Here is a 13516-nt window from a genome sequence, read left to right on the forward strand (position 1 = left end):
GCGGCGCCCGGTAGGCACGGCTGAGGGCCCGCCCCCAGGGGGACGGGCCCTCAGTCATCGGCTAACGCCTAGCGGCGAGCGTTCAGCTCTGACCGCCGGCCAGCTTCTCGCGCAGCGCAGCCAGCGCCTCGTCCGAGGCCAGGGCGCCGGAGCTGTCGCCACCCTCGGAGGAGTACGAACCGCCGGTCGCGGCCGGAGCGGCGGGCTCGCCACCCTCGGCAGCGGCGGCAGCGTCGGCCTCGCGGGACTTGATGACCTGCTGCTGGTGCTGCTCGAAGCGCTGCTGCGCCTCGGCGTACTGGCGCTCCCACTCCTCGCGCTGCTTCTCGTAGCCCTCGAGCCAGTCGTTGGTCTCGGGGTCGAAGCCCTCGGGGTAGATGTAGTTGCCCTGGTCGTCGTAGGACGCGGCCATGCCGTACAGCGTCGGGTCGAACTCGACCGAGGCCGGGTCGGCGCCGAAGGACTCGTTGGCCTGCTTCAGCGAGAGGCTGATGCGACGGCGCTCGAGGTCGATGTCGATGACCTTGACGAAGATCTCGTCGTTGACCTGGACGACCTGCTCCGGGATCTCCACGTGGCGCTCGGCCAGCTCGGAGATGTGGACCAGACCCTCGATGCCCTCGTCCACGCGGACGAACGCACCGAACGGAACCAGCTTCGTGACCTTGCCGGGCACGACCTGGCCGATCTGGTGGGTGCGGGCGAACTGCTGCCACGGGTCTTCCTGGGTCGCCTTCAGCGACAGGGAGACGCGCTCGCGGTCCATGTCGACGTCGAGGACCTCGACGGTGACCTCCTGGCCGACCTCGACAACCTCGGACGGGTGGTCGATGTGCTTCCAGGACAGCTCGGAGACGTGGACCAGACCGTCGACGCCACCCAGGTCCACGAAGGCACCGAAGTTGACGATCGAGGAGACCACACCGGAACGGACCTGACCCTTCTGCAGGGTCGTGAGGAACGTCTGGCGGACCTCGGACTGGGTCTGCTCGAGCCAGGCGCGGCGGGACAGGACCACGTTGTTGCGGTTCTTGTCCAGCTCGATGATCTTCGCCTCGAGCTCCTTGCCGACGTACGGCTGGAGGTCGCGGACCCGGCGCATCTCGACCAGGGAGGCCGGGAGGAAGCCGCGGAGGCCGATGTCGAGGATGAGACCACCCTTGACGACCTCGATGACGGTACCAGTGACGATGCCGTCCTCTTCCTTGATCTTCTCGATCGTGCCCCAGGCACGCTCGTACTGGGCGCGCTTCTTCGAGAGGATCAGGCGGCCTTCCTTGTCCTCCTTCTGGAGGACAAGGGCCTCGATCTCGTCGCCGACGGCAACGACCTCGTTCGGGTCGACGTCGTGCTTGATCGAGAGCTCGCGGCTCGGGATGACACCTTCGGTCTTGTAACCGATGTCGAGCAGGACCTCGTCCCGGTCGACCTTCACGATGACGCCGTCGACGATGTCGCCGTCGTTGAAGTACTTGATCGTCTCGTCGATCGCTGCGAGGAAGGCTTCCTCGTTACCGATGTCGTTGACCGCTACCTGCGGAGTGGTGGCGGTGGTCTCGGTGCTGCTCGTCATGTGGGAAAGGGCTCCGGTACGGACATTGAGTCGTAGGTACTGCTTACGCCGGGAGCCCGTTTCGCTCTGTAGAAGCCGGACAGCCAAGGAAGCGCCACCCTGCAGGACACTGAGTGCCCAGTGGCGCCTCGAGAACCGAGGGGACATACAACAGATGCGAGCGCAGCCTGCTACGTCTGAGGTGCGCAGGCCCGCAGCGCAACTTGTAGCATACGGGGGCAGCCGGACAGGGTCAATGCGCGAAGCCGCCCACCCGGGGCGAATCGCCACATTTCCGGCACAAAGCCCACCCGGCTGACCGCATACCGGGTGACGTCACAGGCCACGCAGACCCAGGACACCTCTTTCCTGACACGCCGAAGCGGGTTGGTCGGAAGAGTACGACGAGGGAGCCGATCATCCAAGAGCCCGAACAGTTCGAGCCAGAAGCCACCCGGCGTGCCGCCGGTGTCACGGAGAGTTCCCGGGCCAACCGGGGCTGGTGGGACCGCAACGCGGACGAGTACCAGATCGAGCACGGCACCTTCCTCGGCGACGACCGCTTCGTCTGGTGCCCGGAGGGCCTCGACGAGGTCGAGGCCGAGCTGCTCGGCCCGGCGGAGGACCTCAAGGGCAAGGACGTCCTGGAGATCGGGGCCGGCGCGGCCCAGTGTTCGCGCTGGCTGGCCGGCCAGGGTGCGCGGCCAGTGGCTCTCGACCTCTCCCACCGTCAGCTCCAGCACGCCCTCCGCATCGGCGGGGACCTCTGCCTCGTCCAGGCCGACGCGGCCGCTCTGCCCTTCCGCGACGCCTCCTTCGACCTGGCGTGTTCCGCGTACGGAGCAATGCCGTTCGTCGCGGACCCGATGCTCGTCCTGCGCGAGGTGCACCGTGTGCTGCGCCCCGGCAGCCGTTTCGTGTTCTCGGTGACGCACCCGATCCGCTGGGCGTTCCCGGACGAGCCGGGGCCCGAGGGCCTGTCGGTGTCGGGTTCGTACTTCGACCGCACCCCGTACGTCGAGCAGGACGAGGAGGGCCGGGCGGTGTACGTCGAGCACCACCGGACGCTCGGCGACCGGGTGAGGGACATCGCGGCCGGCGGGTTCCGGCTCGTCGACCTGGTGGAACCGGAGTGGCCTGCCTGGAACACGTCGGAGTGGGGCGGGTGGTCGCCGTTGCGCGGCGCCGTGCTCCCGGGGACGGCGATATTCGTCTGCGAGCGCGGCTGACACGAAGGGTTCCGGCCAAACTCGGCGTGACGACGGGCGAGCGCGTATGCCCGGACTCCGGGCAGGGCACAAACGAATGACCGGCAAGTCGTCCCCCGGGCTGCGCGCGCAGTGCCGGGTGTTCGGGGGTGGGCGCATGCACATCTGCCCGGTCTGCGAGCGGAGCGACAGGACCACGAAGCTCAGCGCCCACTGGAGGACGCTGTCACCCGAGGGGCGGGCTTTGGCACCGCACCTCGCCCGTCCGGCGCTGCACGACGAGCGCTGGTCGGCGCCACTCGGGCTGCTGGCCTTGGGGTGTGCGCTGCTTCTGTCCGAAGCGTGGCTGGGGTTCGTCGGCGTGGCCGGCGGAGGTCTGTGGCTCGTATCGCTGCGCGACAAGGTGGCCCAGGCCGCGCGCCGGCGGGCCGACTGGCGCAGGAAGGCGTTCTGCCGCCGGTGCCACCAGGCCTTTCTGCCCTGACGGTGCCGCCTGGAACACTGGTGCGGTGATCCGCCACGACGCCCTCGACCGCCTCGCCGTCCGTTCCGCGGTGCCCGCTCTGCGCGGTGCGCTGGACGTGCACGGTGTCGCGGTGCTGTGCGCGCCGCCCGGGACCGGCAAGACGACGCTCGTGCCGCTGGTCCTGTCCGGACTGGTCGGCGATGGCCCGGCGCGTCGTGTGGTGGTCGCCGAGCCCCGGCGGATCGCGGCACGGGCCGCGGCCCGGCGGATGGCCTGGCTGCTCGGGGAGAAACCCGGGGCGAGTGTCGGCTACACCGTGCGCGGCGAGCGCGTGACGGGGCCGCACGCGCGCGTGGAGGTCGTCACGACCGGTGTGCTGCTCCAGCGGCTGCAGCGGGACCAGGAGCTGGCCGGTGTCGACGTGGTCGTGCTGGACGAGTGCCACGAGCGGCATCTGGACGCGGACACGGTCGCCGCCTTCCTGCTGGATGTACGGGGCGCCCTGCGGCCCGAGCTGCGGCTGGTGGCGGCGTCCGCGACGACGGACGCGCAGGGCTGGGCCCGGCTGCTGGGCGGGGCCCCGGTGGTCGAGGCGGAAGGCGCCTCGTACCCCGTGGAGGTCGTGTGGGCGCCGCCCGCGCGTCCCGTCCGGCCCCCGCACGGGTCGCGCGTGGACCCGGTTCTGCTGGCGCATGTGGCCTCCGTGGTGCGGCGCGCGCTCGCCGAGTGCGACGGGGACGTGCTGTGCTTCCTGCCCGGCGTCGGGGAGATCGCGCGGGTGGCGGGACAGCTGGGCGACCTGGGCGGTGTCGAGGTGCTGCAGGTGCACGGGCGTGCGCCCGCGGCCGTCCAGGACGCGGTGCTGTCCCCCGGCACCCGACGCCGGGTGGTTCTGGCGACGGCCGTCGCGGAGTCGTCGCTGAGCGTGCCGGGGGTCCGGGTGGTGGTCGACTCGGGACTCGCGCGGGAGCCCCGGGTGGACCATGCGCGGGGGCTGAGCGCGCTGACGACGGTACGGGCTTCGCAGGCGGCGGGCCGGCAGCGCGCGGGCCGTGCCGGACGCGAGGCGCCGGGCCGGGTGTACCGCTGCTGGCCGGAGGCCGAGGACGTGCGGCTGCCCCGCTTCCCCGCGCCCGAGATCAAGCTGGCCGACCTCACGGCGTTCGCGTTGCAGACGGCCTACTGGGGCGACCCGGACGCATCCGGGCTTGCGCTCCTGGACGCCCCCCCGGCCGGGGCCATGGCGGCGGCCCGGGCGGTGCTGACGGCGATCGGAGCCGTGGACGCGGCGGGGCGGCCCACCGAACGGGGTGTGCGGATGTCCCGGTTCGGTCTGCACCCGCGACTGGCCCGTGCGTTGCTGGACGCGGCGCCCGAGATCGGCGTGGACCGGGCCGCCGAGGTGGTCGCGCTGCTGAGCGAGGAGCCGCCGCGGGAGTACGGGGACGACCTGGCGGCGGCATGGCGGGCGGCCCGGCGCGGAGGCGACGCGTACGCGGCCCGCTGGCGGGACGAGGCCCGCCGGCTGCGGGGCGCCCTCGGCGATGAGCCGGGCGCCCCTTCCCGGGGCGGGCGCGCCGCCAGCCCCCGGGACTCTTCCTCCGGCACGGGCGGGGCGAGGCAGGCGCAGGACGATCACATGGTCGGTCTTGTCGCCGCTCTCGCCTCTCCCGAACGGCTCGCACGGGCCGACGGCGGTTCGCATCTCATGGTGAACGGCACCCGCGCCGAGCCGGCGGACGGGTCACGGCTGCGCGGCGCCCCGTGGCTCGCCGTCGCCGTCGCCGACCGGCCCGTGGGGTCGGGGCACGCGCGCGTACGGCTCGCCGCCGTGGTGGACGAGGGCGTGGCGCGGCACGCCGCCGCGGCGCTGCACTCGGAGGGCGACGAGGTCCACTGGGCGGACGGGGACGTCGTGGCCAGGGCTGTCGAGCGGCTGGGGGCGGTCGAGCTGACGACGCGGCCGTTGCGGGAGCCCGCTCCTTCCCTCGTCCGTGCGGCCCTGCTGGAAGGGCTGCGCGAGGAGGGATGGGGGCTGCTGCGCTGGACGGAACAGAGCCGTCTCCTGCGGCAGCGTCTCGCTTTTCTGCGCCTGCATCTGGGCGAGCCGTGGCCTGCCGTCGGCGACGGCGCGCTCCACGCACGCGTGGACGAATGGCTAGAGCCGGAGCTGAGCCGTGCCCGTCGGCGTGCCGACCTCGCGCGCATCGACGCCGGGCAGGCGCTCGGCCGGCTGCTGCCCTGGGCCGGCGGGGACGCCGCCCGGCTCGACGAGCTCGCCCCCGAGCGGGTCACCGTCCCCAGTGGGTCCAGGATCCGGGTCGACTATGCGGACCCCGAGCGGCCCGTGCTCGCCGTCAAGCTGCAGGAGATGTTCGGGCTGCAGGAGTCACCCGAGATCGCCGGTGTGCCCCTCCTCGTGCATCTGCTGTCCCCGGCCGGGCGGCCCGCCGCCGTCACCACCGACCTCGCGTCCTTCTGGCGGGACGGCTACCGGGCCGTGCGGGCGGAGCTGCGGGGCCGCTATCCCAAGCACCCCTGGCCCGAGGACCCGGCGACCGCGGAGCCGACCCGGCACACGAACGCGCGGCTCAGGCGGTGACCGGCTCCGGCTCCACGGTCCCGATGGGAGCCGCCTCGCCCTGGGGCCGGTCGCCTGCCTCCAGCCACAGGGACAGTGACAGCAGACAGACACCGAGGACGAGGAAGCCCCACGGCAGGTAGGACGTCAGCATGAGGACCAGTTGGCGGTTGTGCTTGACGAGGGCGACCGTCGAGCGGATGTAGTCCTCGCGCATCTTCACATGGCCGGCGAACACCGTGATCTTGTCCCGGCCGCCGAGCAGGGTGCCGCCGCGCAGCTCCTCTTTGTGGATCTCCTCGCCGTAGACGGGCGCGCCGGTGACGGGCTCGACCCAGAACTTGCGGACCGTGGTGTACCACCGGGTCGTACCGGTCTTGGCGACAGATGCCGCGGTGATGCCCTGGACGGGCATCACCTTGGGGAAGGGGACCTTGGTCCAGGGGATGGTCTGTTCGAAGTAGTAGACCTCGACGCCCCGGAAGGTCTGCGTGCCCTTGTAGTGGATGGGTGCCGTGAGGCGGGCCTGCGCGTCGAAGTACTCGTAGTCCCTCTTCTGCGTCAGGAAGGGCCACTTGAACTCGATGCCGTCGCGCCGGACGGGGTCGTTGTCGACCATCTCGCCGGTCGCATGGACCGGTTCCTGGCTGTGCGCGTCGAAGATGTAGCGCTCGGGGATGCGGGAGACCATCTTGCCGTCGGGGCCCTGCACATAGGACAGGCCGTCCCAGACCACCACGTCCCGGCCGGCCGTCTTCTCGATCTTCTTCGCGGCTTCCACGTCGCCCTTGAGGGTCTGCACGATGGTGACGTTCGAGACCCTGCGGGACTTCATGGTGCCGTAGTCGAGGAGGGTGGCACCCTTCGCCTCCAGGACCATGTCCTGGTACTGGTTCGCGGGGACCTTGGCGAGGCGCGGGAAGACGTACCAGCGCATCAGCGGGGACAGCGCCGTGAAGAACACGGCGAACGCGAGCAGGATCAGGCCGGCTCTACGGCGCATCTCGGCGTCCTCCCTGTGTGTGCGGTGCGCATGTCCGGGTGCCGTGCCGTCGCGGCGCCCGTACGTCACGGCTGGCTGGGGACGGTCGTCAGCAGAGGCTTCGGCGAGGTCTTGCCGGTGGGCGCCCCCATGGCCGTCATGGTGAACACCAGGGCGAGCGCCGCGCAGAGACCGATCGCGGCTGCGATGAGGGCGCGCATGGGGGGGCCTCCCGGCCTTTGCTGATGCCTCGTCAGATCCGGCACGGTAGCAACGTCCGCGTGAGATGAGAACACGTCGCACGCACAACGGCGGCGCCCCTCCGTGCTGGAGGGGCGCCGCCGTCATACACGCTGTGCGGCGCCTGTGCGCCAGGGCCGGTCAGGCGGTGGAACTGGCCGACGGGCTGGGGTCGCCCGACGGTGCCGCCGCCGCGACGTCCAGCTCGACCGTCAAGGTGGCCCCGCCCGCGGTGGTGATGCGGAGCAGGAACGTTCCGGTCGTGTCGTCGGCGTAGAGCTGCGGAAGCTGCAGCTGGCCGTCGGCGTCGGTCTTCAGGCCCGTGAGGGTGCGCACGGTGTTGCCGTTCGCGTCCTTGAAGTAGGGGCCCTTGTCGTTCTCGGTCGGGTCGTCGGCCGACTTGACGAGCGTCGCGGTGGCCGCGACGCCGTCGGCGACGGCGCCCTGGTAGGTGGCCTTCACCGTGACCTGGTCCGCGAACTGGCCGCCAGGGGTGCAGGTCAGCGGGGTGTCGCTGGCGCGGACGAGGGCGTCGGCCTGACGTTCGGTCACCGTGACCGGGTAGTCGAGGCCGGCGACGGTCCGGCCCACGACGAGGGCGCGGACCTGGAAGTTGCCGGTCTTCTGGCCGGCGACCAGCGCGGGTGCGGTGGCCCTGCCCCAGCTGTCGGTGACGACGGTCGCCACGGTCTCGCCGCCCGTGAAGGTGGTGTCGGTGTCGCCGCTGATGGTGAACCGCACACGGACCTTCGACACGACCTTGCCCACCTTGGTCACGGCCTTCACCACGACCTTCTGGTCGAACGTGTCGCCGGCCATGGCGGAGAGGCTTCCGGTGCCGCCGTCCACCAGGTGGTCCACCGTGTCGGTGGCGGTGGGCGGCGGCGTGGAGGGCGTCGGCCTCCCCGGCGTCGGCCCGCCCGGGCGGGGGCCGGTGGAGCCGGGCTTCGTCTTCCCCGGCTTCGGCGAGTGGCTGGCGCCGGGCTTCTCGTCGCTGCGGTGCCTGGGCAGCCTGCCCGCGCCGTCCGGGATCGAGTGGACGCCCTTGCGGTAGTACTCGTACCAGGACAGAACGGTCTTCAGGTAGTCCTGCGAGTTGTTGTAGCCGAGGATCGCCGCGTTCATCTCGGACTGGACCGACAGGTCACGGTCGAAGCGGCACAGGTAGTGGGCGGCGGCGAGGGCGGCGTCGTAGACGTTGTTGGGGTCCTTGACCCCGTCGCCGTTGCCGTCCTGCCCGGCCCACGCCCACGTCGAGGGTATGAACTGCATCGGGCCGACCGCGCGGTCGTAGACGATGTCGCCGTCGTAGACGCCGTTGTCGGTGTCAGTGATGCTCGCGAAGCCGTTGCCGTCGAGGACCGGGCCGAGGATCTTCGTGAACGTCGTGCCGTTGGCGTCGACCCGGCCGCCGCTCGCCTGGCCGGATTCCACCTTGCCGATCGCGGCGAGGAGTTGCCACGGCAGGTTGCAGCCCGGCTTGGCCCGCCGGAGTTCGGCCTCGGCCTTCTTGTAGGCGTCGAGGACGGTGGCGGGTATGCCGGACTCCGCGGCGCCGACCACCCCCGTGGTGGGGCCTACGGTCGGGGTGGGCGAGTCGGTGGGGCTGTTGAGCGGCGGGAGGTCGGTGTAGTAACCGCCGTTGCCGGTGGCCGTGTCCCCGCCGCCACTGCCGGTGCCGTCGCTGGCGGCATCGGGCGCGGACTGCGCTCCAGTGGTCTGTTTGGCCTGGTCGTCGCCGGTCGCTCCCGGAGCCTGGGACGCCGCCAGAGCCGCGACCGCCGCCGCAGCCACAGCGGTGGTTGCCGCCCCTTTGCGCAGCCGCCTGCCCATATGCGCCGCCATTGAGTGAACCCCTCCCGTCGACGACCCAATATCTGTTCGTTTTCGGTACTGCGCGTGTTCGATCACGCACCCGTGCGCCGACCAAGTGACCCTACGACAACTCCTGGCACCCCGACACCGGTTGGCGCCCGGTTTTCACCAGTTGGTCATGTGTGGTTGGGTGTGACGCAGGAGACGGACGGGCCGTCTTGTCCGCTTCTTCCCTCCCGCATACTGGACGTCTGTGATCGCCGGGACGTTCCACCCGGACGACGACTGCCGCGGGGGGCCCACTTGCCGTTCACTCTCAGCCACGCCGCGGCCGTGCTGCCCGCCGTGCGCGGGGACGGGTCCGGCCGCGGGCGACTGGTGCCATCGGTCCTCGTCGCGGGGTCGTTCGCGCCGGACCTGACCTATTACGCGGCGAGTGCGGTGTCAGGGGCGATGCGGTTCGGTGAGGTCACGCACTCGTTCGCCGGGGTGTTCACGGTCGACGTGCTCATCGCCTGGGCACTCGCGGGTGCCTGGCTGGCCCTGCGGGAGCCGCTGGTCGCGCTGCTGCCCCGAGCGCGGCAGGGACGAGTGGCGGCGCTGGTGCGCTGCGGCATCCCGCGGCAGGAAGTGTCGTTCCGTACGGTCTTGTGGTGGTACGTCTCGGCGGCGCTGGGTGCGCTGACGCATGTCGTGTGGGACGCGTTCACGCATCACGACCGGTGGGGAATGAGGTTGTTCCCGGTGCTGGGACGGCAGGTCGCGGGGGCGCCCCTGTACTGGTATTTGCAGTACGGGAGTTCGGCCGTCGCGGCGGTCGTGATCGCGGTGTTCGTGGTGGTCGCGCTGCGGCGGGCGCCGGACAGCGCGTCGGCGGTTGCCCGGCTACCGCTCTTGTCCTGGGCCGACCGGTGGCTGGCGGGTGCGGTGATCGGTGCGTGCGCGGCGGCGGGGGCGGTGCAGCGGGCCTCGCGGTGGTGGGCGTACTGGGGCGCCACGGCGAGGCCGTGGGAACTGATCCCGACGGTGTGCTTCGGAGCCGGGGCGGGTCTTGTCGTGGGGCTGGCCTTCTACGCGGCAGGGGTCAGGGTGTGGCGTCCGGCCGCCGGCGACGCGGCGGATGTTGCGGAACCGCGCCGGCCTGTATCCCGTTGACCGCCCTTGCGATGCGGGCAGGGAAACGGGCGCGGTGGGCGGCGACGAGTCCGCGCACCAGTTCCCGAGCGGTGGTGAGCGCGGTGCGCAGCCGTGCGGCGGCCGTGCCGTCGGCCGCGCTCTCCCGCCGCTGCCCGACGCGGAAGCAAGCCGGCTCGGAGCCGCGCGAGAGGGCCAGGGGAAGGGCTTTGAGCCGGGAGACGAACATGGGCCGGAGGTCTTGGATGTCCCGCCACACCTTGGTGCCGAGCGCGGTGGCGCGGGCGGCAAGGGTGGGGACGGGCCGGCGGAGGGCGCCGGCGTCGAGCGCGTAGGCCGGGACCGGACGCTGCAAGGCGGCCATGACGGTCCCCCGGATCGCCGGGCGGCGTGCAAGACGACGAAGCGGACGTATGCCCATGGGGCATCTCTACGCCGTCTTCGCCGCCGAGGCGCTTTCACGGGGGCCGCCCGAGTGATGGTCTCGGGCGGCCGTGCGACCGGGTGCGGGGTGGCCGGGGCTGCCCTGCGGCGCAGCGTCCCGGCGCGGAACCACCGGCCCGGGACGCACAGTGCTGCGTGTGTCCAGCCCGGCCGACGGCCCCTCCCCCGTCACTCGCCGCAGGCGGTCAGGGTCAGTGGGCCGCCGACTCCCAGTCCCCTCCGGCTCCCACCGAGACATCCAGTGGGGCCCTCAGCTGAACCGCGCCCGCCATCTCGCGGCGGACCAGTTCCTCCGTCTTCCCGCGCTCGCCGGGGGCGATCTCCAGGACGATTTCGTCGTGGACCTGGAGGAGGATGCGGGACTTCAGGCCCGCCTCGCGCAGGGCCCCGTCCACCTTCAGCATGGCGATCTTGACGATGTCCGCCGCCGTGCCCTGGATCGGGGCGTTCAGCGCCATGCGCTCCGCCGCCTCACGGCGCTGACGGTTGTCGCTGTTCAGGTCGGGCAGATAGCGGCGGCGGCCCAGCACGGTCTGTGTGTAGCCGGTGGCCCGGGCCTCGTCCACCACGCGCCGCAGATAGTCCCGCACGCCGCCGAACCGCTCGAAGTACGTGTCCATCAGGCCACGGGCCTCCGCCGCTTCGATGTTCAGCTGCTGGGACAGACCGAACGCCGACAGACCGTAGGCCAGGCCGTAGGACATCGCCTTGATCTTGCGGCGCATCTCGGCGTCCACCGCGTCGCGGCCGACCCCGAACACCTGGGAGGCGACCGTGGTGTGCAGGTCCTCCCCGGACGTGAAGGCCTGGAGCAGGCCCTCGTCCTCCGAGAGGTGAGCCATCACGCGCAGTTCGATCTGGCTGTAGTCCGCCGTCATCAGGGACTCGAAGCCGTCGCCCACGACGAACCCGCGGCGGATCGCCCGGCCCTCGTCGGTACGCACCGGGATGTTCTGCAGGTTCGGGTCGGTGGAGGACAGCCGACCGGTCGCCGCGACCGTCTGGTTGAAGGTGGTGTGGATACGGCCGTCCGCCGCGATCGTCTTGATCAGGCCCTCGACCGTCACGCGAAGCTTCGCCTGCTCACGGTGGCGCAGCATGACCACCGGGAGTTCGTTGTCGGTCTGGGCGGCGAGCCACGCCAGAGCGTCCGCGTCCGTCGTGTAACCCGTTTTCGTCTTCTTCGTCTTGGGCAGCCCCAGTTCGCCGAAGAGGACCTCCTGAAGCTGCTTGGGCGAACCCAGGTTGAACTCGTGCCCCGCCGCCGCGTACGCCTCCTTCACCGCCTGCTGGACGGCGCCCGCGAACAGCTGCTCCATGGCCTCCAGGTGGGTGCGGTCCGCGGCGATGCCGTGCCGTTCCATACGGGCCAGCAGCGCGGAGACGGGCAGCTCCATGTCGCGCAGGAGCTCCGCCGCGCCCACCTCCCCCAGCTTCTCCTCGAACGCCTGCCCAAGGTCGAGGATCGCGCGGGCCTGGATCATCAGCGCCTCGGCCTCGGCGCCCTCGTCCGTACCGAAGGCGAGCTGCCCGTCGGCCGTCGCCGCGGGCGCCAGCTCGCGGTTCAGGTACTCCAGCGACAGCGCGTCCAGCGCGAAGGAACGACGGCCCGGCTTGACCAGGTACGCGGCGAGCGCCGTGTCCATGGCCACTCCCTCCACGGACCAGCCGTGCTCGGGGAAGACCCGCATCGCGCCCTTGGCGTTGTGCAGCACCTTGGGCTTGGCCGGGTCGGCGAGCCATGCCGCGAACGCCCTCTCGTCCGCCTCGTCCAGCTGCGCCGGGTCGAACCACGCCGCCGCGCCGTCTGCCGCGGCCAGCGCGATCTCGGCCACCGCGCCCGTGCCCAGCGCCCAGGAGTCGACCGTGGCCACGCCGAGGAGCTCACCGCCGTGCTCGGCGAGCCAGGGCTGCAGCTCGCCCGCGCCCAGCACCGCGCCGTCCAGTTCGACGCCGTCCGCGGCGACGGGGGTGGTCTCGGCCTCCTCGGCCCCGGGGTCGACGGCGAAGAGCCGCTCACGCAGCGAGGGGTTCCTGATCTCCAGGGTGTCCAGGACCATCGCGACGGACTTGCGGTCGTACGCGGCCCGCTCCAGGTCGGCGACCGCCTTCGGCAGCTCCACCTGCCGCTCCAGCTCAGTGAGCCGGCGGTTGAGCTTCACCGACTCCAGGTGGTCGCGCAGGTTCTGCCCGGCCTTGCCCTTGACCTCCTCGACGCGCTCGACCAGCTCCGCGAACGAACCGAACTGGTTGATCCACTTCGCGGCCGTCTTCTCGCCGACGCCCGGGATGCCCGGCAGGTTGTCCGACGGGTCGCCGCGCAGCGCCGCGAAGTCGGGGTACTGCGCCGGCGTCAGCCCGTACTTCTCGAAGACCTTCTCCGGAGTGAACCGGGTCAGCTCCGAGACACCCTTCGTCGGGTACAGCACCGTCGTGTGCTCGGAGATCAGCTGGAAGGAGTCGCGGTCGCCGGTGACGATCAGCACCTCGAAGCCCGCGGCCTCGGCCTGGGTGGCGAGGGTGGCGATCACGTCGTCCGCCTCGTACCCCTCGACCGCGAAGCGCTCGGCGTGCATCGCGTCCAGGAGCTCGCCGATCAGCTCGACCTGGCCCTTGAACTCGTCCGGGGTCTTGGAGCGGTTCGCCTTGTACTCCGTGAACTCCTCGGAGCGCCATGTCTTGCGGGAGACGTCGAACGCCACCGCGAAGTGCGTGGGCGCCTCGTCGCGCAGCGTGTTCGCCAGCATCGACGCGAAGCCGTAGATCGCGTTCGTCGGCTGGCCCGTCGCGGTCGTGAAGTTCTCCGCGGGCAGCGCGAAGAACGCGCGGTAGGCCAGTGAGTGCCCGTCCATGAGCATCAGCCGGGGTCGGCCGCCGCCGGAGGTCTTCTCGGTCTTCTTCGATGCTGTCTCTGCCACGCCCCCGATCCTGCCACGACCCACTGACACTCGGCCTCGCCCGTGCTTCCGGCGGGCGGGCGGCGGAGCCGGGCGTGCGGCCCGAGCGGCCGCCCTGGAACGCCCTGTCGGGGCGGCCGCCGTCACGGTGGGAATCCCTTCGGTGGCGCAGAGTTTCCGGTCTGCGCTTCCGCACG

Annotated in this window: 10 protein-coding genes; 4 read left to right on the forward strand and 6 right to left on the reverse strand. The window is 71.5% G+C overall.

The annotated features are described in order from the left end of the window. Positions 1–82: 82 nt before the first annotated feature. Positions 83–1573, reverse strand: coding sequence for a 30S ribosomal protein S1 (gene rpsA, locus ACWDA7_RS05055; protein ID WP_450602803.1), 1491 nt, complete (start codon positions 1571–1573; stop codon positions 83–85). A gap of 395 nt (positions 1574–1968) precedes the next feature. Here rpsA and ACWDA7_RS05060 point away from each other — a divergent pair, with 395 nt between their 5' ends. The 3 genes from ACWDA7_RS05060 to hrpB all read left to right on the forward strand — a co-directional run bounded on the left by ACWDA7_RS05060 (position 1969) and on the right by hrpB (position 5828). After that, positions 1969–2781 carry a class I SAM-dependent methyltransferase gene (locus ACWDA7_RS05060; RefSeq protein ID WP_450602918.1) on the forward strand — a complete coding sequence of 271 codons (813 nt, stop codon included), beginning with the start codon at positions 1969–1971 and terminating at the stop codon, positions 2779–2781. Positions 2782–2857: 76 nt separating this feature from the next. After that, on the forward strand, positions 2858–3244 hold the full coding sequence (locus ACWDA7_RS05065; protein WP_450602804.1) for a hypothetical protein: 387 nt from the start codon (positions 2858–2860) through the stop codon (positions 3242–3244). Positions 3245–3269: 25 nt separating this feature from the next. Beyond that, positions 3270–5828, forward strand: coding sequence for an ATP-dependent helicase HrpB (gene hrpB, locus ACWDA7_RS05070; protein ID WP_450602805.1), 2559 nt, complete (start codon positions 3270–3272; stop codon positions 5826–5828). Here the strand turns inward: hrpB and ACWDA7_RS05075 are convergent. The 3 genes from ACWDA7_RS05075 to ACWDA7_RS05085 form a co-directional block, all read right to left on the reverse strand. Then, complete coding sequence (locus ACWDA7_RS05075) at positions 5818–6810, reverse strand: DUF3068 domain-containing protein (RefSeq protein ID WP_450602807.1); 993 nt, start codon at positions 6808–6810, stop codon at positions 5818–5820. The two genes, hrpB and ACWDA7_RS05075, sit on opposite strands and share 11 nt — an antisense overlap. A gap of 65 nt (positions 6811–6875) precedes the next feature. Then, positions 6876–7010: an SPW_0924 family protein gene (locus ACWDA7_RS05080; protein ID WP_450602808.1), complete on the reverse strand. Its 135-nt coding sequence runs from the start codon at positions 7008–7010 to the stop codon at positions 6876–6878. Positions 7011–7170: 160 nt separating this feature from the next. Further along, a complete protein-coding gene (locus ACWDA7_RS05085; RefSeq protein ID WP_450602809.1) occupies positions 7171–8874 on the reverse strand; it encodes a lytic transglycosylase domain-containing protein in 1704 nt (567 codons plus the stop codon). A gap of 273 nt (positions 8875–9147) precedes the next feature. On the opposite strand from ACWDA7_RS05085, the gene ACWDA7_RS05090 reads away from it, so the two are divergent. Then, a complete protein-coding gene (locus tag ACWDA7_RS05090) occupies positions 9148–9999 on the forward strand; it encodes a DUF4184 family protein (RefSeq protein WP_450602810.1) in 852 nt (283 codons plus the stop codon). Here the strand turns inward: ACWDA7_RS05090 and ACWDA7_RS05095 are convergent. Further along, on the reverse strand, positions 9929–10342 hold the full coding sequence (locus tag ACWDA7_RS05095; protein ID WP_450602811.1) for a hypothetical protein: 414 nt from the start codon (positions 10340–10342) through the stop codon (positions 9929–9931). The genes ACWDA7_RS05090 and ACWDA7_RS05095 overlap by 71 nt on opposite strands. Before the next feature lie 271 nt (positions 10343–10613). Further along, the gene (gene polA / locus ACWDA7_RS05100) at positions 10614–13340 is read right to left on the reverse strand and encodes a DNA polymerase I (protein WP_450602812.1); all 2727 of its coding nucleotides are present in this window, start codon (positions 13338–13340) and stop codon (positions 10614–10616) included. Positions 13341–13516 lie beyond the last annotated feature (176 nt).

The sequence above is a fragment of the Streptomyces sp. NPDC001156 genome (genome assembly GCF_053598275.1).

Coding starts and splice junctions, on each gene's coding strand:
- ACWDA7_RS05095 (WP_450602811.1), bottom strand. CDS start 10,342: ATGGCCGCCTTGCAGCGTCCGGTCCCGGCCTACGCGCTCGACGCCGGC.
- ACWDA7_RS05075 (WP_450602807.1), bottom strand. CDS start 6,810: ATGCGCCGTAGAGCCGGCCTGATCCTGCTCGCGTTCGCCGTGTTCTTC.
- ACWDA7_RS05080 (WP_450602808.1), bottom strand. CDS start 7,010: ATGCGCGCCCTCATCGCAGCCGCGATCGGTCTCTGCGCGGCGCTCGCC.
- ACWDA7_RS05065 (WP_450602804.1), top strand. CDS start 2,858: ATGACCGGCAAGTCGTCCCCCGGGCTGCGCGCGCAGTGCCGGGTGTTC.
- rpsA (WP_450602803.1), bottom strand. CDS start 1,573: ATGACGAGCAGCACCGAGACCACCGCCACCACTCCGCAGGTAGCGGTC.
- ACWDA7_RS05085 (WP_450602809.1), bottom strand. CDS start 8,874: ATGGCGGCGCATATGGGCAGGCGGCTGCGCAAAGGGGCGGCAACCACC.